We start from the raw sequence: 19,789 nt of genomic DNA on the forward strand, positions 1-19,789 counted from the left end.
CCCCACAATATTTTCTGTACAGTAGCGACCCCGCTTTCTCATCATTTCAATGAAGCTATCCAACGCAGGTCACACATGGTGCCGTTAGTGCAGAAAACAACACCTAGAAAAACAGTATTTTTGCTCCCCGGTGCTACCGCAGAATCGCGCCCTTGTTAGACTAAAAAGGCACTGTCTATCTGGGAGGGACATTGGCAGAATCGAGGAACACCCCCGCAGCCCCCAGCTCGCGGGAAGCTTCGCATGCAGGCGAAGCAAACACTGCCGCAACGGAAGGAAGCGAGCAGAACACTACCGCGGGCTACATTGCCGGTAAACGCGGTTTTCCCCTGGTTTCACTAGACCAGGTCACCGACGAGAAATTGCGCCGTGTGTTGGCTCAGCAGGCCCCTGCCGCGAAGGCTCAGGAGGGTACCGTCGCAGCGGAAGCTGTCAGTGAGGTACTGCAGGAAGCCGCAGCAGACATGGGTATCCCCGCTCAGGAGGTAGAGCCCACCGGCGACCCCGAGCTGCGCCCTAACGGTCACGGTGCGCGCACCGTCATTGACCCCTCCCTCGTACCTGACGACGACCTAGACGCATACCGCGAGGACCCGCACCCCACCACCTCCAGCAATATGGTGACCGAGGAGGCGCTGACCCGCCCCTCCCAGCCGGTGCCCATGACCGGCATGATTCCGCAGGTGCCGAACTCTCACGCAGCCCGACGCTACGGCGCGGATCCTGCCGCAATGCCGAAGACCGGGCCCGTCTCGATGCCCACCACCTCCGTACCGCTGGTCGATAGGGGCTCCCGAGGCCTCCACGGGCGCGGTAGTGGCGGCCGTTGGGGTTCGCGTCGCCTCCGCTCTTTTGTGCGCACTGAGGAGGCGGCACCCGCCGCCCCGCGCGGCGCCCAGCGCATCGCTCAGCGCCAGTTTGTGCCGACTATCCGCTCTGACGAGCATGAGCGTCGTGAGGCGTTCCGCCGTGAGAAGGAGTACGCCCGCGATACCCTGAACTTCACCCTGCGCCTGGCTGAGGCCATGTTCCACTACGGCGCGGACGCCATGGACGTGGACTCGGCGATTATTGCGGTCTCTTCGGCGTACGGGCTGGACTCGGTGGAAGTCGATATTACGAACCAGTCGGTGACCATCAACTACACCTCGGACCCCGATATTTACATGGAGTCCCGCATCGCCAAGCGCAATGCGAACGCTGATGAGCGTTTCACTCACACCCTGGTGCGTGTGGTGCGTTCCTCCACTGAGAACTACGAGGCGCTCTCCGAGGTGTACGGCCTGATTTATAAAATCACTCGCGGCGGTATGACCCTGGAAATGGCTGATTTGAAGCTGAACCAGATTACGCACCGCCCCAAGCCGTTCCCGCCTCTGGTGGTGTGGGCGGCGAACCTGGCGTGTGCTGGAACCCTGACGGCGGCGCTGGGGGCAAGTTTTGCGACGGCGTTGAGCGCGGTGATTATTTTTATTCCCGTGTACTTGCTGATTCAGTGGTTGAGTTCGATTGGTATTCCGGCGTTCTTCCGTATGGCTGCTAGTGCGGGTCTGATGACCTTCTTGGCGATTTGGCTGGGCGGTGAAGGGTCCATTCTTTCGGTGCTGCAGCGTCAGGGTGAGCCGATTTCGGCGCCTCTGGTGGTTGCTGCGGGCATGATTATGTTCTTGCCGACTCCGCGTCTGGTGGGTGCCGTGCAGGATGCGATTAACGGCTTCCCGGTGACGGCTGCGGGTCGTTTCGTGTCGACGGGTATGAGCTTCTTGGGTCTGGTGGTCGGCATTGCGACTGCGGTGAGTGCGATCAATATTTTCAATGGCCCGACCCTGGATATTGAGCAGCTACGTTTTGAACCGACGACTCCGCTGGCGGCGTCTTTCTTCTTCCTCGTGGCGATTGCAACCTTTGCAATTACTTTGCAGACGAAGCTGGTGAAGGTCGGTTGGCTGATGCTCATTACGGGTTGCGGTTTGGCGGCGTATTACGCCTATGAGTTGCTTGCCGGTCCGAGTACTGGTCGCGGTCCGACGGCGTGTGCGGCGGTTGTGATTGGTGCGTTGAGCACGTATTTTGCGTACCGTCTGCATGTGCCTCAGGCGATTTTCTCGATTCCTGCGATTACGTTCTTGCTGCCGGGTCTGTCGTTCTTCCGCGGCATGTATCTGCTGACGGTTGAGACGGATGTGATTCTGGGTATGCAGAATATGATTACGGCGGTTTCGATTGTGGTGGCGATGGCTTCGGGTGTTGCTCTGGGTAATTACACGATGCAGTATGTGCTGCAGAATTTTACGACTCCGCGGAATGTGGAACCGGTGGATTCTTAACCCTCTTTTCAAGGTTATATAGCCAATATTGCATATATTGGATGTAGGGAAGGGGCGGTAGCTTGCGAGTTCACCTCGCAAGCTACCGCCCTTTTGGTATATCCATTGCGCCAGCTCTTGCTCCGGCTCTTGTGCTGCGCCTAGCGGACCGTCCAATCCACCGGCTCCGCACCCTGCTGCACCAGCAAAGAATTCACGGTCGAAAACGGGCGCGAACCAAAGAAGCCACGACGAGCAGACAGCGGCGAAGGATGCGCCGACTCCACGCTCGGGTACGGCTGCAACATGGGTGCGCACTTGCGTGCATCCGCACCCCACAGCAGACCCACCAGCGGCTGGTTGCGCGCCACCAGCGCACGGATAGCGCACTCGGTGATCTCCTCCCAACCCTTGCCGCGGTGCGAACCCGCATCAGACTCGCGCACCGTCAAAACCCTGTTGAGCAGCATGACGCCCTCATCAGCCCAACAGGACAAATCGCCATGATCAGCCGGGGCGATACCCAAATCGTCCTCAAGTTCCTTGTAAATATTGTTCAGCGAACGAGGCAGTGGCATACCGCGGTGCACAGAGAACGACAGACCCATCGCATTACCCGGGGTGGGGTAGGGGTCCTGACCAATAATGAGGACCTTCACCCGGCTCATCGGGCGGCGGAACGCATTGAAAATATCGGCGGCAGGCGGGAACGTACGGTACCCCGCCGCGTGCTCCTCACGCAGAAAAGTGCCCATGGCGTGAATCTGCTCTTCGACGGGGGCGAGTGCTGCCGCCCAATCCTCGCTCATAATGCTGCTGAGGGGCTGGTTCATAAATCTCCTCGGGGAATCTCCTGGTGCTGATGCGACCCGGACGGTGACGGGGCCGGGCGCGGGATGAATGTGTCTCTTCTTAGACTGGGTTTCTCTTCTAGACTAGGGGATGACGAATACACACGCTAGGAGACGCCAGCTGCGGCAGGCGAGCTGCAGACAGGAGGGAACGTGTCAGGACAGGAACGCGCTGAAACCGCACAGAGCCAGCCAGAAGCACAGAGCCAATTGGAAGCGCAGAGCCAGGTGGAAGTAGAAAACCAGCCGGAAGCACAGAGTCAACCCGGCGGCCTAACCCCGGTGGAGCGCCGCATCCTTGAGGTGGAGCGCCGCCGCTTCAAGCACCAGGGTTCCAAAGAGAAGGCGATTATCGCCGCCGGTTTCACCCCGATTGCCTATTACCAGCGCCTGAACGTGATGCTCGATGATGAGCGGGTACGCGCCGCAGCGCCGCAGATTATTGACGTTCTACGCGCCCGCCGAGACGCTGACTAGGGGCTCGAATTGCGGGAGCCGCGCGAGCTCTCCAACTTATGTATCCAACCCCGCACACCTTAGGTTCAACCAGAGATTGAACACTGTGCGGTGTCCGTCTCTTTCGCAGCCGGTTGCGGGGCGTTCACATTGGTTCTCGCTAATTGAGCCGGTACTCTAGGTACTAGAACACCAAGACCGCACCTTCCGCAGCTGCGCCCGCGCGCCAGACAGGGAGGCACGGTACCAGCCGGTAAACAGAGACCCGTGAAATGAGGATAAATGAGCTACCCCCGCGACGAATTTGACGAGGTAGACGAAAATACCGCCCGCCGCGGAACCTACCGCGCGGTCAATGCTGACCCGGCAAAGAGCCCCAAGGGTGCTATCCCCCTGGTGGCTGCTGGCGTAGTCGGTCTGCTCATCGGCGGCGCGATGTACGTGTACGCGCCGCGCACCGCCTCCCCGCAGTATTCGGCGTCCACCGCGAAGAGCAGCTCCGCCCCCGCAAGCGCCTCTGCGTCCTCTGCGCCGGCTAAGGCTTCCGCCTCGGCAAGTGCTACGAAGACCGGTCTGGCTGAGTCCATCTCTGTGGCGGTCTACAATGCGGCGGCTCCGGCGGGTAGTGCATCTCGTGCGGCGGCTCTGCTGACCGGCTACACCATCAACGAGACGGCAAACTACACGGGTGCGGCACCGGCAACCAGCGTGGTCTACTACGCTGAGGGCTACCAGTCGCAGGCGCAGAGCATCGCCTCGAAGCTGGACATTTCGCAGGTGCGTCAGGCAACTTCCGATGTGCAGATGGGCAACCACGAGGTGATTGTGGTGCTGGCTTCCGATTACACCGGCTAGGCCCCGGCATCCGCCGCTTTGTAATTACAAACTTTCATCAACCCCACCCGTGCGATCCCACCGATGCACAGGGCGGGGTTGATGCTTTTAACACCCCTCTCGCACTCCCGGCGGGCACACCGGTAACGCCCCTTTTGACGGGGTTGATGAGCGCAGATTAAGCACTGGGCGATTAACCCTTCAACCTTGGGCATAAACGTTTGCTCCATGCCGGTACGGGTGCCACAATTGATGTAGCGTTCGGGTGTTTTATGTCCTGCTCTGCCCGCGCCTCCGTAACGGGGGCGTTGTGGAGGGGTAGCCACCCGATTTTAGATGTACCGCACCCGCAGGGGTGAAGGAAAAAATCCGATCGTCCAGGAGGACACTTATGGCAAAGCTCATTGCTTTTGACGAAGAGGCACGCCGCGGCCTTGAGCGCGGTTTGAACACCCTCGCCGATGCAGTGAAGGTGACCCTCGGCCCCCGCGGCCGCAACGTTGTGCTGGAGAAGGCGTGGGGCGCCCCCACCATCACCAACGACGGTGTCTCGATCGCGAAGGAAATCGAGCTGGAGGATCCGTACGAGAAGATTGGTGCGGAGCTCGTCAAGGAAGTTGCTAAGAAGACTGACGACATCGCAGGTGACGGTACCACCACCGCTACCGTTCTGGCTCGGGCACTGGTCCGCGAGGGCCTGCGCAACGTGGCTGCTGGCGCTGACCCGCTGAGCCTCAAGCGCGGCATTGAGAAGGCTGTTGAGGCTGTGACCGAGGCTCTGCTCTCCTCCGCAAAGGAAGTTGAGACCGAGGAAGAGATCGCTGCAACCGCGTCTATTTCTGCTGGCGACGCTGAGATCGGCAAGCTCATTGCTGAGGCAATGGAGAAGGTCGGCAAGGAAGGCGTCATCACCGTTGAGGACTCCAACACTTTCGGTCTGCATCTCGAACTGACTGAGGGTATGCGCTTCGACAAGGGCTTCCTGTCCGGTTACTTTGTGACCGACCCGGAGCGTCAGGAAGCAGTCCTGGAGGACCCCTACATCCTGGTTGTGAACCAGAAGATTTCGAACGTTAAGGACCTCGTCCCCGTCCTGGAGAAGGTCATGCAGTCCGGCAAGCCGCTGCTGATTGTTGCTGAGGACGTTGAGGGTGAGGCTCTGGCTCTGCTGGTGCTGAACAAGATGCGCGGCTCCATCAAGTCTGTTGCTGTGAAGGCTCCGGGCTTCGGTGACCGCCGTAAGGCTCAGATGGCTGATATCGCTATCTTGACCGGTGGCCAGGTCATTACCGAAGAGGTTGGCCTGTCCCTGGACGCAGCAACCCTGGATATGCTCGGTTCCGCTCGCAAGGTCGTTGTGACCAAGGACGAGACCACCATCATTGAGGGTGCAGGCGACGCAGCGGCTATCGAGGGTCGCGTTGCTCAGATTCGCGCAGAGATCGCTAACTCCGACTCTGACTACGACCGTGAGAAGCTGCAGGAGCGCCTGGCTAAGCTCGCCGGTGGTGTTGCTGTGCTGAAGGCTGGTGCCGCAACCGAGGTTGAGCTGAAGGAACGCAAGCACCGCATTGAGGATGCTGTGCGTAACGCTAAGGCTGCCGTTGAGGAGGGTATCGTCCCCGGTGGTGGCGTTGCTCTGATTCAGGCTGGCGTGAAGGTCTTCGACAAGCTGGAGCTGACCGGCGACGAGGCGACCGGCGCGAACATTGTGCGCGTGGCTATTGACGCACCGCTGAAGCAGATCGCTGCTAACGCTGGCCTGGAGCCGGGCGTTGTGGTTGACCGCGTTCGTTCCCTGCCTGCTGGTACCGGCCTGAACGCTGCGACCGGCGAGTACGAGGACCTGATGGCTGCTGGTATTGCTGACCCGGTGAAGGTGACCCGTTCGGCTCTGCAGAACGCTGCGTCTATTGCTGGTCTGTTCCTGACCACTGAGGCTGTTGTTGCGAACAAGCCGGAGCCCGCTGGCGCGGCTGCTCCCGGTGCGGACGCAATGGGCGGAATGATGTAATAACTTTTTGTCCCTGATGGGGCAAAAAGTTATGGAATCCGAAGGGCACGAAGTGACCTTCGGTGGTGAGATGCCGCTGGAAACTAACCCGGCATAATCACACCGCATCCGTATGAGGCGGGGGCGGCTACCCATGAAGGGTGGCCGCCCCCGCTTTTGTGTGCCCGTGCGTCCTGTCCCGGCGGTGGAGGCGGTAGAATGGCTCCTTATGGAATGCGCCTATTTTCGTGATGACCTCTGCTCCTCCTGCCCCAGCATTGAGACCGCCTACACCGCGCAGGTGCAGGCGAAGCAGGAGCATGCCCGCGCCCTGCTCGCTAACTACCCGCAGCTACAGTGGCTGGACCCGGTGACCAGTGCGGAGGCGGGCTTCCGCAACAAGGCGAAGCTCGTGGTGGGCGGTTCGGCGAAGAACCCGACCCTCGGCATCGTGGATTACCGCACGGGTGCCTCCACTGATCTTGGCGAATGCCCGCTCTATATGGAGCCGATTCAGGCGGCTATACCGGTGCTGCGTGAGCTGATTCAGCGTGCAGACCTGACCCCTTATGACATTCCGAACCGTCGCGGTGAGCTGAAGAATATTCTGGTGACTGCTTCGGCGGCGGGTGAGCTGATGGTGCGTTTCGTGCTGCGTTCGAAGAAGCTTCTGGTGCCGATTCGCCGCCAGATGGGCTGGCTACAGGAGCGGCTGCCGAACCTGGCAGTGCTGTCGGTGAACCTGCTGCGTGAGCCGGTGGCGCGCGTTGAGGGTGATGAGGAGATTATTCTCTCGGAGCGTCAGACCCTGCCGATGCAGGTGAATGACCTGACCCTGCATTTGCGTCCGCAGAGCTTCTTCCAGACGAACACGAAGGTCGCTGAGGCGATGTACGCGCAGGGTCGTGAGTGGGTGCGTGAGGTGGCTCCGCGCTCGCTGTGGGATCTGTACTGTGGCGTGGGTGGTTTTGCCCTGCATGCCGCTTCGGTGATGGATGGCGGCTCGGTGACGGGCATTGAGATTAGTGCGGAGGCGGTTGCTTCGGCACAGCGCACGGTCGCTGAGTACGGTCTGGAGGGCGTGGACTTTTCGGCTCAGGATGCGCCGGAGTTCGCGGTGTCTTCGGGCGCGGTGCCGCAGATGCTGGTGGTGAACCCGCCGCGCCGCGGTATTGGTGAGAGCTTGTGCGCGTGGATTGAGGGTTCGGGTATTGACCGTGTGGTGTATTCGAGCTGTAATGCGGTGACTTTGGCGAAGGATCTGGGGCGTATGCCTTCGTATGCGCCGGTGCAGGGCCGCGTGCTGGACATGTTCCCGCATACAGACCACTATGAGGTTATGACGTTGCTGAAGCGCGGGTAGGTTTCTCGGGTCAAGCGCTCATTCCTATCCCAAGTCCGCGAGCAGATACATAACACTAGGGCGCGAGCAGGTGATTTTTGGCCGAGCAGGTAGTATTTTTCCTGCATGCTCGGCCAAAAATCACCTGCTCGCGGTGTTATCAGGGTTGCCCGCAACGTGGCGGAGGTGAGGCGATGATGCCCCGAGGCGATATACAGAGCACAGTCATGCACCCGCACGGCTCTTTGCCTCATTCCGCGATTCCTGCGCCCGTATCGCTCGCGCAGTCGGGCCGAGAATGAACGTGAATACGGTGGCGATGATGAAGAGTGCCCCTCCGGTAACAATGGTGTTGATCGCGCCGAACGCTGGTACCGCCCATCCGGTGATGAGGTACCCGACCATACCCGCTAGGGAGAAAACCACACCCATGAAGCTGTAGACGCGCCCGCGCATGTGTTCGTCGATAGCGTCTGCGAAGAGGACTTGCCCGAGCACTTCTTCGGGTCCGTAGAACATGCCCCAGATGAACCAGAGCACGAGTACCGCCCACAGCGCCGGGTGTAGTCCCATACTCAGACAAACGGCGCCGTAGCCGAGTCCGGAGATGCACATCCACCCGCGTTTGGTCATACGCACCCGCCCGGCGCCTGTACCGACGCCGAGTTTGGCTGAAAGCCAGGAGCTGATCACGCATCCGGCGGCGTAGACGGAAGTTGCGATTCCGAAGGCGGTGTAGTCGTGCCCGAGGCCGCGGGTGAGGTATTCGAGCATGGGCAGGGTGGTGATGGGTACGGCGGCGATGGAGAGGAACCAGAAGGTGAGCATACCGCGCACGATGGGGTTGTGTGCGGTGTAGGCGGCGCCTTCGCGCAGGAGTCTGCCGGTGTGGTGTTCCTGCACGGTGGCGGTGCGTTCGGCGTGGGTGAGGTCGTAGTTGCGTATGGTGGCGACGGTGAGGGCAGCGAGCAGGTTGAGGGTGCCTGCGAATCCGACGGCGAGGGCTGGGGTGGTGAAGGATGCGACGGCGGCTGCGATGGTGGGGCCGAGGGTTTGGGCGAGGAAGATGAGGCTGCCGCGGCGTGCCATGTATTTTTGGTAGTCGTCGCCGAGCAGGGAGGGCATGGCGGCGGAGGCTGCGGGGGATGAGAAGGTGCCGAAGGTTGAGACGAGGAATGCGATGGTGAGGAAGGCGGGTAGTCCTGCGGCGGCGTAGAGGGCTGGGGATGCGATGAGTAGGGCGGCGCTGGCGAGCCTGAAGCTGACGGTGAGGGTTTTGCGGTTGAATTTGTCGGCGATAGCGCCTGCGAATGGTGCGAAGAGGATGACGGGGACTGCCTCGACGACCATGACGATAGCGGAGTGGGCGAGGTCGCCGGTGGCGCCGTAGGTCAGCAGGGGCATGGCGATAGCTTGGATACTGGACGCAAGAGCATCAGAAACCTGCGCGGTCAGGAGCGTGAGCTGCCCGCGTGCGTTCAGCGGCGTTGCTGATGTGGGTTTTGCGGTCGCGTCTGGTGTGTTTGTTGGAATGCGCGACGCAGGTGATTCAGGGTGCTCAGGCGAAGGGTCTGTGGTGCGTCTCATAATACTGTGGATTCTATCACGGGTAAGAACGCTGTAACCGAGGCGAAACAAGACACAAGATGCGCGAGCAGATAACAGTCCGTTATCTTCTCGCCGAAATATTATCTGCTCGCGGTGTTATCGGGGTTGCCCGCAACCGGGCGGTGGCGTCTCGGGCTGGTTGTGTCCGAGGCGCCACCGCTTTTTCGTTCCCCTCTAGCGGGCGTGAAATTCTATCCCTGCGCCGCGAAATCCTGTGCCGCGAGAATACCCGCCGCGTACGCCGCCTGGCCTACGTGCTGGGCTGCGTCGTCAATCAGGCTGACCAGGCGCACACCGCGAGTCACCGCCGGAGTCCACGAACGGTCAATAACCTCGCTCAAATCAGCCTCGCTCAGCGTCTGCGCGTAGGCCGCGAGCGCCTCGCCGGTTGCCACAAGGTACTCCACCAGCAGGGCAGAATCTGCAACCACGATGGAGCGTGCCTGCTCGGGGGTGTGGCCGTAACCTATGGTGTCGCCAAGCTCGCCCAGGTTGAAACGTTCCCTGAAGCCCTGAGCCTCCCAGACCTGCGGCTGACCGTTCAGGGCGGAAAGCTGCATGTCCATCTGCCGTCCGGCGTGCCAGAGTAGCCACGCAATAGAGTTCGGGTGCCCGCCCGGGTGGGCGTTGAGCGCCTCAGCTGATAGCCCCTTGACGGCTACGGCGGCTTCGATGCCGGGGCGGCTGGCGGCGTCACGCAGAATGTCGTGGGTTTTCATGGAATCCTCCTGAAGATGCTGGCTCCTCGCAGGGAGCCGGGTAGTTTCAGTCTACGCCCGCGTGTTCGCTGCCTTGAAAGAGTCGCCTTGAAAGAGTCGGTTTGGAAGAAAAAATGTGGCGCGCGGGAATAATACTTATTTCTTCCCGTTGAACTCTGTGAAGACATCATCATCTAAATTTCACAGGAGAATATTATGACCACCCCCGCTCAGTTGCACTTTGACATGGTCGTCATCGGCTTCGGCAAGGGCGGCAAGACCCTCGCCGGTGCATACGCCAAGACCGGCAAGAACGTTGCCCTCATCGAACAGTCCACCGGCATGTACGGCGGCACCTGCATCAACATCGGTTGCGTGCCCACCAAGGCGCTGGTTCACCGCGCCGACGAGTTCCGCGCCAGCGGCGAGCGCACCCTAGAAGAGGCAAACGCCGCCTACGAATCCGCCGTGGTTTTCCGTGACAAGCTGACCGGCATGATGCGCGCCAAGAACCGCGAGATCCTGCTGTCCAACGAGACCGCTAAGCTCATTGACGGTCACGCACGTTTCATCTCCGACACCGAGGTTGAGGTCACCGCGGGCGAGGACACCCTGCGCGTTACCGCCGACTACTTCATTGTCAATACCGGTGCCGTGTCGGTTATCCCGCCGATTGAGGGTATCCGCGAATCTGAGCGTGTGCTCACCTCCACCGAGCTGCAGAAGCTCACCCCGCGCCCCAAGCGTCTGGGCATTATCGGTGGCGGCCCCATCGGTGTTGAGTTTGCCGGTATTTTCTCCTCCTACGGTACCGAGGTGACCATTCTGGATGGTGCACCCGCCCTCTTCGGCCGCTACGACGAGGACGTTGCCCAGGTTGCCCGCGAGATTATCGCAGATCAGGATATTGCCGCTCATACCGGCGTGCGCGTGCAGTCCTTCAAGGACGGCGCTGACTCGGTGACCGTGACCTACCTCGACTCCGAGGGCGCTACCCGGGAGCTGGAGGTGGACTACGTGATGGTTGCGACCGGCCGCAAGCCCGCCACCGAGGGTCTGGGTCTGGAGAATACCAGCATCGAAACCAACGACCGCGGCGCAATTGTCGTGGATGAGCACCTGCGTAGCACCGTGCCGAACATTTTCGCACTCGGTGACGTGAACGGCGGCCCGCAGTTCACCTACATCTCCATGGATGACTACCGCGTGGTGCTTTCCCAGCTGGTCGGTGACGGTTCCCGCTCCACCAAGGACCGCAAGGCAGTGGCTTCGACCATTTACATGAACCCGCCGCTGTCTTCGGTGGGTCTGACTGAGCGTGAGGCAATCGAGGCTGGCCACAAGGTGAAGGTCGCTTCGAAGCCTGTTGCCGCGGTTGCCGCGATGCCGCGTGCGAAGACCCAGGAGAACCCGCGCGGCATCATGAAGTTCGTGATTGACGCGCAGACCGACCAGATTCTGGGCGCCCAGCTGCTGGTAATCGAGTCCATGGAGGTTATTAACCTGGTGGCTCTGGCGATGCGCCACGGCATTACTGCTTCGCAGCTGCGCGATGAGATTTACACTCACCCCTCAATCACTGAGGGCCTGAATGAGGTTCTTGCCGTCGCGGCGCCCGTGAACTAGTTGAACTAGAATCGCGGCTGAATTCGCGGTTCGTATAGCGTTTCTGCTTGTCCGAGTGCTTCCCTGCCCGTTCCGCCCGTTGTGCTGTCAACGGGGGTGCGGGTGGGGAAGCATTTTTGTTAAAGTTCAGATATACCTTGTTGCTAAGCATGCCCTAAGATGGTTATGAGATAAGCGCAAGCTCACTGATTGGGTGGTCAGCGCGAGAGGGCTCGGAGGAGACACCCACTCGCTGCTACACCCACCACAGCGCACCGCCTGCGCCGCGCATACAACCGAAAACCAAAGGCACGAACCGGGAGAATCATGGCACTGCCCAAAATTAAGCCCTACACCTACGTCGACCGTGAACACAGCAACCGAGTGAGCTGGCCCGTGGACCCCTCCCGCGCTGTACTGCTCGTGCACGACATGCAGGTACACTTCGTCCAAGCTTTCGAAGGGGCCAACCTGGGTGAGGGTAACGACAACCCGGACGCCCAGATTAACATCGCCATTCGGAACCTGCGCCGCCTCATTGACGCCGCCCACGCCGCCGGAATCCCGGTCTACTACACCGCGCAGCCGCCGCGCCAGAACCCCGAAGACCGCCGCCTGCTCATCGACTTCTGGGGCGACGGCCTGCAGAACGACGAGTCCGCCCGCGTGCTTGACGAACTGGCACCCACCGACCGCGACACCGTGCTGACCAAGTGGCGCTACTCCGCGTTCGTACGCAGCCCCTTCGAGGACCTGCTCAAGGAGTCCGGTCGCGACCAGCTCATTATCGGCGGCGTGTACGCGCACATTGGCTGCCTGACCACCGCCCTGGAGGCGTTCATGCGTGACATTCAGCCGTTTATGGTTGCGGATGCGCTCGCCGACTTCTCGGAGGAGGAGCACCGCATAGCGTGCGAGTACGCTTCGGGTCGTTGCGCCCGCGTGCTGAACACCGCCGATGCACTCGCCGACCTGCATGCTGCAGAAGGTGCTGAGAAGGCTGAGACTGCTGAGGAGGCGCGCGCATGAGCTGGGTCATTGTGACCGGCGCGAACGGCGGTATTGGTGAGGCAACCGTCCACCAGCTCATTAAGAACGGTTATTCGGTGTTTGCGGCTGACCTTGCAGAGCAGCCCATTGCCTCCTTCGGTACCTACGGAGACGCAATCTTCCGCTACCGCGCTGTAGACGTTACGAGTGAAGAGTCCGTCATCGCCCTCGCCAACGATGTAGCGGCACTCGACGAACCCATCACCGGCGCGGTGCTCGCCGCGGGCATCGCCCACAGCCAGCCGCTACTGGAAACCAGTTTCGCCACATGGAAGCGTCTGCACGCGGTCAACTCCGACGGCGTGTTCCTGTGCCTGCGCGAATTCGCGCGCATCATGATTGACCAGCAGGAAACCGACCCGACTAACAGCCGCTCCCTGGTGACGGTCGCCTCCAACGCGGCGCGTGTGCCCCGCGCGGAGTTTGGTGCCTACGGTGCATCGAAGGCGTCGGCGGCGCGCGTGAGTTCCAGTTTCGGTCTGCAGCTTGCCGCGCACGGTATTCGCGTGAACTCGGTCTGCCCCGGCACCACCCGAACCCCCATGGTTACTGACGCCTGGGAGGGTGAGGACCGCTCCGCCCTGCCGGTTGCCGGTAACCCGCAAACGTTCCGTCTGGGCATTCCGCTGCGCCGTATTGCCGACCCGGCGGATATTGCGGCGGTCAACGCTTTCCTCATTTCTGAGGCGGCACGCCACATCACCATGCAGGAGATTGTCGCCGACGGCGGCGCGACCCTCTAACGGCACCCCGCGTCCGGCGTTTAGATGCCCGGCGCGAACCCACACACCACTGATAGAAGTACGATGACGAACCTTCCTGACTTTATCTTTTCCACCGGCACCCGCGTTCTGCGCGCATCCGGTGCGATGACCCCTGTCACCTTCGATAATGCCCTGGACGAGGCAAAACGCACCGGTAGCGCCGTCGTGGGTCTGATTCCTTTTGACCCTGATATGCCCGCTTACCTCTTCGTGCCCGAACGCCTGGAGGAGCAGCAGGTGCCGGTCCCCGAGCACACAGTGAAGCTGGCCGAACCGGTGTCGGTGACCGGCCGCCAGAACGACCGGTTCCGTGCCGCCGTGGCGACCGCCGTGGAGCGTATGAAGGCGGGCGAGCTGAGCAAAATTGTGCTCTCGCGCGTGCTCACCGCCCGCTACGCCCCCGGCGCACTGGACCTGGAGGCGCTGTACAACAACCTGCGCGCCCAGCAGCGTTCCGCATTCAACTTTGCGGTGCGCCTGCCCGACGGCGAGCGCGGCATGAACGGAAGCTACCTGATGGGTGCCTCCCCGGAGCTGGTGTTCCGCACCGAGGGCCGCGCCTTCAAGACCCACCCGCTTGCCGGTAGCGCCCCGCGCATTGCCGAGCCCGGTAGCGCCGAGGACGAGGCGATTCGTGACCGCCTGTTCGCCTCGCCGAAGGACCGCCACGAGCACGCCTACGTCATCAACGACATTGCCGAGCGCCTGGCACCCATTGCCGAGGAGCTGAACGTACCGCAGGTGCCCTCGCTGCTGCAGACCCCGCAGCTTTGGCACCTGGCGACCCCCATCGACGGCGTACTGAAGGAGGGGCTGACCTGCTTGGACGGTGCCCGCGCGATCCACCCGACTCCCGCGATTTGCGGTGCCCCCACTGAGAAGGCGATGGAGCTGATTCGCCAGCTGGAGTCTTTCGAGCGCCGCTACTTTGGCGGCCTGGTCGGCTACATGGACGCCGAGGGTAACGGCGAGTGGGCGCTGGTGCTGCGTTGCGCCCAGGTCAGCCCGGACGAGGCGGTGCTGTACGCGGGTGCGGGTATTGTGGCTGAGTCCGACCCGGAGCTGGAGCACACGGAAACCGGCACGAAGCTCGGTAGCTTTGGCCGCGCTCTGGGCGTGGAGACCCTGGGCGAAGATACTCCTTAGGTTCTGCCTCGAACGCCTTGACAAGGCAGAACGAAACTGCAGAATACAACGACTGAATAAAACGACGGGACGTGCTCGCTGGCATGGCGGGCGCGTTCCGTCGTTGTATGAGTTGTTAGGGGATTGAGCGCGGCTAATCGGTGAGCAGGCGCTTGAGCTCCAGGGGAGTAGCCACCGGCAGAAGCTGAGCCTCAACCTGCACGGGCTCACCCTCGGCAGGGTTCTCCACTGCCAGGGTGATGAGCATCTTCTGCGCGTGCTCGGGGTTCTCCGCGTCGGGGAGCGCCACGGGTACCCACTGCAAGCTAAAGCTCCGCTCGATAGCCTCGCCGCCGCCCTGAGGTGTGGGCGCGCTAAAGGTCGCTTGGGCGGTCAAGCTGTCCTGAGTCAGTACGCGCAGGGCGGTCGGCTCGGGAGTGTTACTGCCCAGAAGGTCCCCCGGGACCTCCTCGTTCATGGCAAGTTTGAGCGCATCCAACAGATCATCGGTGAGCTGCACCCGAACCAGGGAGGGCACCACGCTCAGGCCGTGGCCGGTCGCCTTGAGCACCGCCTCCTTAGCGGTCCACAGCGCCACAGAGAACAGGTGCAGTACGGGCGCGGGGCGCTCCTGCGCCACTCGTTCATATAACGAGCGTTCTTCATTGGAGAGTGCCAGACGCGCAAAACCGGAGAACAGACGCGCATCCAGGGTCTCAACATCCACGCCGAGCACCGCCGAGGAATTACGACTAAACGCACCCACGACCAGCGGATTCACCTGCGACATATTGAAATTCACGCCCGCAATACGCGGCTTACCGTGCTTCTTGCCGCTGGTGCACAGGGTGCAGGAACGATCCACCTCAATCTCAGAAGCGGCGCTCGACGGCACATCCAGACGAGCCGCCGCCATGGCACGCATGAGTGCCTGAGTGCTCAGGTAGCTGACCGCCGCCGTGGAGGTCGGCAACTGCGCCGCATGCTGCTGCTCGGCAAGACCCAGGTAGCTCAACCAGCTAAAACGCAGAGAACCGTACATCGTGCGGGTGGGAAGAGCGAAAATCTGCACGCGCTCGCTCGGACGGGCGGTAGGGTGCTCCGGGCGCTGTGCGCTGGGTGTTTCGGGGGCAGAATAGCTCATAGGTTTAGTGTACCCGCCCGGCATTACGGCAATGAGCGCGTCCGAGGCTACTTGAGGTTATCCACAGTGGCGACCGTGCGCTACGCACCCTCGCCGCCGGTGCGGTAAAGTCATCACAGACATCTTTACGGACAGCCGCCCGCACGATAGAGCGGCGGCACAGAAAGAAGGTACCGTGAACAGCACGCAAGAGATCATTGCCGCCGCAGACGGCTCGGCGCTGGGCAACCCCGGACCGGCGGGCTGGGCATGGTATATCGACGACGACCACTGGGCGAGCGGCGGCTGGGCGCACGGCACCAACAATATGGGTGAGCTCAAGGCTGTTCTGGACCTGTTCGAGGCGACCGCATCCCGCCCGGAGGCGAAGCTGCGCGTGTACTGCGATAGTCAGTACGTCATTAACTCGCTGACCAAGTGGATGCCCGGCTGGAAGAAGAAGGGCTGGAAGAAATCCGACGGTAAGCCCGTGCTCAACCGCGACCTTCTGGAGGCGCTGGATCAGGCGCTGACCGGCCGCGACTACGAGTTTATTTGGGTGAAGGGCCACGCGGGTCACGAGCTCAACGAGAAGGCAGATTCCTTGGCGAATGGTGCCGCGCGCGCCTACCAGGAGGGCCGCGAACCCGCGCACGGCCCCGGCTTCGGTGCGGCTGCTGAACCCACTACTGCGGCTGAGCCTGTGGAGGCTCCGGCTGTTGAAGTGCCGATTGTGAACGCTCCGGTTGCAGAACCTGCCCTCTCTGACGTTGCGCTCTCTGATTCGGCGCCCTCCGAGTCTTCCGCGGACGCCCACCTGCCCATGCAGGAATTCACCGCAGCCGAGATCGAGAACGCCCAGCGCGGCGTGGAGAGCCTGCGCCTGTCCGGTCTGTTGCGCCCCGCCTCCGCGGTGAACGCCCCCGACCCGGAGGCGGTCCGCACCCGCAAGGAACAGCTGGCGCTCGCGGCAGAGCGTGCCGCTGAGCGTGACGCAAAGGCACTGGCACGCCAGCAGGAGGAGACCGCTCAGCAGGCATCGAGTGCCGCGCAGGCGGAAGAAGAGGATGACCTGACCGGTCTGGAAGAGTTCGCAGGTCTGGACCCGAACGATGTTGACCCGGCGGAACTGCTGGGCGAGACGGAAGCGCACGCAGAAGAGCAGGCGGTAGAGCCCGCCGCGGCGCCCGCACAGACCGTAGAGCCCGCTCAGGTTGAGGCACCCGTGAAGGACGCACCCGCTTCTGCCCCTGCGGCACCCGCGGCACCCGCTCTGAACCCCGAGGAAGCCGCCGCCGCAGAACAGCTACTCGAAAGCCGCGGCTCCGTCATGGAGGCACCGCAGCTGGAGTCCATGCTGCACGAGCGTCTGGTGTGGGTGACCGCCACCGGTAAGTCGGTGTCCCGCTCCTCGGTGCTGCAGTACCGCGAACGCGCCTTCACCCAGCAGGGTGCCCCACTCAAGCAGGGTATGCAGGTGCTGGATTCTTCCAGCGTGCTGGTTATGGCGGCGGTTGCGACCGCGCGTGGTCGCGTGAGCCGTTCGAGCATTTGGCATTACGATGCTGAGCGCGGCCTGTGGCGTCTGCGTTTCCGCCAGGAGACCCCTGCTTCCTAAAGCTCAGCTCCTAAAGCTCAGCTCCTAAGGAATGGGCTCTTGGGCGCAAAGATTTCCGTGCAATAAAACCCCGCCGCATCCTCATTCTCGAGGATGCGGCGGGGTTTTCTCAATAGATGTTCGCCGCCTTCTGGCAAATCTGGCGGGCGGTGTGCCGTGCGTCCGGGACCTTTAAACCACCCGGCCTGCTGCCTGGCTGCGGGTGGGGTTTTGGGCTTGCCGCCCTGACCCCTTAGCCGACGAACATGGAGGCGTTAGCCTGCTCGGTGTCTGCGTAGTTCACGCCTGCGCGGGTGAGTGCCTCGTTGATCTGGGTGATGGATGCTTCGACCTGGCGCTGGGTTGCGTGCCACTGGTCCAGTACGCCCTGGAAGTTGGCGGATGCGGAGCCGGTCCAGGAGCTCTGCAAATCGTGCAGGGATGCGGTCATACCGTTGACGTCTGCGGTGATGGATGCGACGTAGGATCGTGCCTGTGCGCTCTTGGCTGCGATGACTTCGGAATCGACATTGAACTGTGCCATGGTTTTTCTCCTTTGAGATATGTGAGATAGGTGGGGCGGTTGCCCCGTGGTGGCGCTTGGGGTGTGGATCTCTGGAAGGGTTGAGTTCCTGACCGGAAGCTTGTTATCACTATATCTTTCAAAATGCATCAAATGAGCTAAAAAGTGATTATTAAATAAATCTGTGGATAAACCCGCCAGATTCACTCCACATCTCGAAAAAATCGAAAGCCCTCCCGAAAATGACGCCGCCATGACGCGCGCTAGGTTGCTCCCGCGTTCTTTAGCCGTGCCGCTACTCGCACTCTCCTCACTTGTACCGCCGCGAGCCATAGTCCCGCCTCCGGCGCACAGCAAAATCCCCGAACTGTAGAACACTCAAGTTCCACAATCCGGGGGTTTATGCATCAGTGCTACTTCATTAGCTGATCATCCGAGACGGGCGGCGGATAGAACGGCAAAGAAATCACGAAGGTAGCGCCGCCACCATCGGTCTCTTCAATGTGAATCCTGCCCTCGTGCTGCTCGATAATCGCAGCCACAATGGACAGACCCAGACCCGTACCACCAGTCTCACGCGAACGTGAAGCATCGGTACGGTAGAAACGCTCGAAGACGCGCTCGCGGTCCTCGCCGTGAATACCGGGGCCGTGGTCGCGCACCTCCAACACGGACAGCGGGAAGCCGTGAACCTCTTCGCGTACGCCCACCGCAATCTCCAGGGGAGAGCCGTCGGGGGTGTAGCGCATGGCGTTGGTCAGCAGGTTTGCCACGACCTGACGCAGGCGCGATTCGTCGCCGAGCACGGTTGCGGAGGTAGGTGCCACCTCTTCGTTCAGACCCACCAGGGACACCGCACGGTCGGGTGCCGTAGCGTAGGCGTCGTTACTTGCGTCCACCGCCAGGTTGAACAGGTCGAAGGGTGCCAGCTTGGATTCACGGCGCTCATCAATACGCGCCAGGGTCAGCAGGTCTTCCACGAGCTGACCCATACGCTTGGACTCCGATTCGATGCGGCTCATCGCGGTAGCGACGGCCTCATCGGTCGGTAGCGCGCCCTGACGGTACAGCTCCGAGTAGCCTCGAATACTGACCAGAGGGGTGCGCAGCTCATGCGAAGCGTCACCCACGAAGCGGCGCATTTTCGCCTCGCTCTTCTCGCGGGCTTTGAAGAGCATTTCAATCTGGGTGAGCATCGTGTTCAGCGAAACCGCAAGGTTACCGATCTCGTTGCTGGGGTTGTAGTCCTCAATACGCTGAGAGAGGTCACCGGCAGCGATCTTGGCGGCGGTCTGCTCCACGCGAGCCAGCGGCTCGAAGGTGCGGGTCACAATCACCCAGGTCATTGCAATCGCGGAGGCGAGGGTCGCCAAACCAAACGCGAAGGTCAGCACACCTACGAGGGCGACCACCTGGTTCGTTTGTTTCAGCGGCATGGCAATAACCATGGATGCCGCCTCCGTCAGCCCAGAAGAATCTTTCGATTCAATGGGTACGGCGAGCACGCGCCAATCGGAGGAGCTGCCCACCGAATTGACGGTGACCGCCTCTTCGTTTTGCTTGCGAACCTTCTCTTCGGTCCAGCCTTGCAGTGCCGGCTCGCTGAACTGTTCGCTGTCCTCGGACTTGAGCGAGTACAGTACGTTGCCGTCCTTGTCGAGCAGGTACAGGCGGTAGGTGCTCAGGGATTGTTCCTGATTGCCGGAGGGGCGCACGGTCGCCAGCTGCACGAGTGATGGGGCGCTGTTCTTCATCTCTTCGTCCAGCTGGTGCACCATCTGGGCGCGCAGAGCGGAAATCGCCACCAGGCTCGTCACCGCAATGGAGAGGGCGATGAGCATGGAGGTGATGAGCACCAGCTGGGTGCGAAGGGAAAGAGACTGGGGGATCCGGTCGAGGGGTTTGAGCGCCACG

At 61.6% G+C, this 19,789-nt stretch carries 16 protein-coding genes; 10 read left to right on the top strand and 6 right to left on the bottom strand.

What is annotated here, in order from left to right; translation table 11 throughout:
• Positions 1-191: 191 nt before the first annotated feature.
• Positions 192-2,327 carry a threonine/serine ThrE exporter family protein gene (locus RM6536_RS04930; RefSeq protein WP_060824287.1) on the top strand — a complete coding sequence of 712 codons (2,136 nt, stop codon included), beginning with the start codon at positions 192-194 and terminating at the stop codon, positions 2,325-2,327.
• 140 nt (positions 2,328-2,467) lie between these two features.
• On the opposite strand, the gene RM6536_RS04935 is transcribed toward RM6536_RS04930, so the two are convergent.
• On the bottom strand, positions 2,468-3,139 hold the full coding sequence (locus RM6536_RS04935) for a uracil-DNA glycosylase (RefSeq protein WP_060824288.1): 672 nt from the start codon (positions 3,137-3,139) through the stop codon (positions 2,468-2,470).
• 171 nt (positions 3,140-3,310) lie between these two features.
• Here RM6536_RS04935 and RM6536_RS04940 point away from each other — a divergent pair, with 171 nt between their 5' ends.
• From RM6536_RS04940 to rlmC, 4 genes are all read left to right on the top strand, one after another.
• Positions 3,311-3,634 (top strand): DUF3263 domain-containing protein, encoded by a 324-nt coding sequence (locus RM6536_RS04940; RefSeq protein WP_060824289.1) that lies wholly within the window; start codon positions 3,311-3,313, stop codon positions 3,632-3,634.
• A 261-nt stretch (positions 3,635-3,895) separates the two neighbouring features.
• Positions 3,896-4,468, top strand: a complete 573-nt coding sequence (locus RM6536_RS04945; protein ID WP_049353953.1) for a LytR C-terminal domain-containing protein — start codon at positions 3,896-3,898, stop codon at positions 4,466-4,468.
• A gap of 370 nt (positions 4,469-4,838) precedes the next feature.
• Positions 4,839-6,461 carry a chaperonin GroEL gene (gene groL / locus RM6536_RS04955; RefSeq protein WP_060824290.1) on the top strand — a complete coding sequence of 541 codons (1,623 nt, stop codon included), beginning with the start codon at positions 4,839-4,841 and terminating at the stop codon, positions 6,459-6,461.
• A gap of 208 nt (positions 6,462-6,669) precedes the next feature.
• Entirely contained in the window at positions 6,670-7,803 is a 1,134-nt protein-coding gene (rlmC, locus tag RM6536_RS04960) for a 23S rRNA (uracil(747)-C(5))-methyltransferase RlmC (protein WP_060824291.1), read from the top strand.
• A gap of 204 nt (positions 7,804-8,007) precedes the next feature.
• Here rlmC and RM6536_RS04965 read toward each other — a convergent pair whose 3' ends face one another.
• Entirely contained in the window at positions 8,008-9,369 is a 1,362-nt protein-coding gene (locus RM6536_RS04965) for an MFS transporter (RefSeq protein ID WP_246824527.1), read from the bottom strand.
• 212 nt (positions 9,370-9,581) lie between these two features.
• Entirely contained in the window at positions 9,582-10,109 is a 528-nt protein-coding gene (locus RM6536_RS04970; RefSeq protein ID WP_049353950.1) for a mycothiol transferase, read from the bottom strand.
• A gap of 195 nt (positions 10,110-10,304) precedes the next feature.
• On the opposite strand from RM6536_RS04970, the gene RM6536_RS04975 reads away from it, so the two are divergent.
• The 4 genes from RM6536_RS04975 (at position 10,305) to RM6536_RS04990 (ending at position 14,653) form a co-directional block, all read left to right on the top strand.
• Positions 10,305-11,714 (top strand): FAD-dependent oxidoreductase, encoded by a 1,410-nt coding sequence (locus RM6536_RS04975; RefSeq protein WP_060824292.1) that lies wholly within the window; start codon positions 10,305-10,307, stop codon positions 11,712-11,714.
• Positions 11,715-12,020: 306 nt separating this feature from the next.
• On the top strand, positions 12,021-12,722 hold the full coding sequence (locus RM6536_RS04980) for an isochorismatase family protein (RefSeq protein ID WP_060824293.1): 702 nt from the start codon (positions 12,021-12,023) through the stop codon (positions 12,720-12,722).
• Positions 12,719-13,486, top strand: coding sequence for an SDR family oxidoreductase (locus tag RM6536_RS04985; protein ID WP_060824294.1), 768 nt, complete (start codon positions 12,719-12,721; stop codon positions 13,484-13,486). Before RM6536_RS04980 ends, RM6536_RS04985 begins: the two co-directional genes overlap by 4 nt.
• Positions 13,487-13,549: 63 nt before the next feature.
• A complete protein-coding gene (locus RM6536_RS04990) occupies positions 13,550-14,653 on the top strand; it encodes an isochorismate synthase (RefSeq protein WP_060824295.1) in 1,104 nt (367 codons plus the stop codon).
• 133 nt (positions 14,654-14,786) lie between these two features.
• On the opposite strand, the gene RM6536_RS04995 is transcribed toward RM6536_RS04990, so the two are convergent.
• Entirely contained in the window at positions 14,787-15,776 is a 990-nt protein-coding gene (locus RM6536_RS04995) for a 4'-phosphopantetheinyl transferase family protein (RefSeq protein ID WP_060824296.1), read from the bottom strand.
• A gap of 175 nt (positions 15,777-15,951) precedes the next feature.
• Here RM6536_RS04995 and RM6536_RS05000 point away from each other — a divergent pair, with 175 nt between their 5' ends.
• The gene (locus RM6536_RS05000; RefSeq protein ID WP_060824297.1) at positions 15,952-17,373 is read left to right on the top strand and encodes an RNase H family protein; all 1,422 of its coding nucleotides are present in this window, start codon (positions 15,952-15,954) and stop codon (positions 17,371-17,373) included.
• Positions 17,374-17,605: 232 nt separating this feature from the next.
• Here the strand turns inward: RM6536_RS05000 and RM6536_RS05005 are convergent, their stop codons facing one another.
• Positions 17,606-17,896 carry a WXG100 family type VII secretion target gene (locus RM6536_RS05005; protein WP_005504526.1) on the bottom strand — a complete coding sequence of 97 codons (291 nt, stop codon included), beginning with the start codon at positions 17,894-17,896 and terminating at the stop codon, positions 17,606-17,608.
• A gap of 392 nt (positions 17,897-18,288) precedes the next feature.
• A complete protein-coding gene (locus RM6536_RS05010) occupies positions 18,289-19,788 on the bottom strand; it encodes a sensor histidine kinase (protein WP_060824298.1) in 1,500 nt (499 codons plus the stop codon).
• Position 19,789 lies beyond the last annotated feature (1 nt).

The organism is Rothia mucilaginosa (genome assembly GCF_001548235.1).
In the GTDB taxonomy this organism is placed as follows: Bacteria; Actinomycetota; Actinomycetes; order Actinomycetales; family Micrococcaceae; genus Rothia; species Rothia mucilaginosa_B.

Bases quoted from the DNA above. Each gene is read 5' to 3' on its own strand.
- RM6536_RS04985 (WP_060824294.1), top strand. From the start codon at position 12,719: ATGAGCTGGGTCATTGTGACCGGCGCGAACGGCGGTATTGGTGAGGCA.
- RM6536_RS04995 (WP_060824296.1), bottom strand. From the start codon at position 15,776: ATGAGCTATTCTGCCCCCGAAACACCCAGCGCACAGCGCCCGGAGCAC.
- RM6536_RS04945 (WP_049353953.1), top strand. From the start codon at position 3,896: ATGAGCTACCCCCGCGACGAATTTGACGAGGTAGACGAAAATACCGCC.
- RM6536_RS04975 (WP_060824292.1), top strand. From the start codon at position 10,305: ATGACCACCCCCGCTCAGTTGCACTTTGACATGGTCGTCATCGGCTTC.
- RM6536_RS04990 (WP_060824295.1), top strand. From the start codon at position 13,550: ATGACGAACCTTCCTGACTTTATCTTTTCCACCGGCACCCGCGTTCTG.
- RM6536_RS04935 (WP_060824288.1), bottom strand. From the start codon at position 3,139: ATGAACCAGCCCCTCAGCAGCATTATGAGCGAGGATTGGGCGGCAGCA.
- RM6536_RS04980 (WP_060824293.1), top strand. From the start codon at position 12,021: ATGGCACTGCCCAAAATTAAGCCCTACACCTACGTCGACCGTGAACAC.
- RM6536_RS04970 (WP_049353950.1), bottom strand. From the start codon at position 10,109: ATGAAAACCCACGACATTCTGCGTGACGCCGCCAGCCGCCCCGGCATC.
- RM6536_RS04965 (WP_246824527.1), bottom strand. From the start codon at position 9,369: ATGAGACGCACCACAGACCCTTCGCCTGAGCACCCTGAATCACCTGCG.
- RM6536_RS05005 (WP_005504526.1), bottom strand. From the start codon at position 17,896: ATGGCACAGTTCAATGTCGATTCCGAAGTCATCGCAGCCAAGAGCGCA.
- rlmC (WP_060824291.1), top strand. From the start codon at position 6,670: ATGGAATGCGCCTATTTTCGTGATGACCTCTGCTCCTCCTGCCCCAGC.
- groL (WP_060824290.1), top strand. From the start codon at position 4,839: ATGGCAAAGCTCATTGCTTTTGACGAAGAGGCACGCCGCGGCCTTGAG.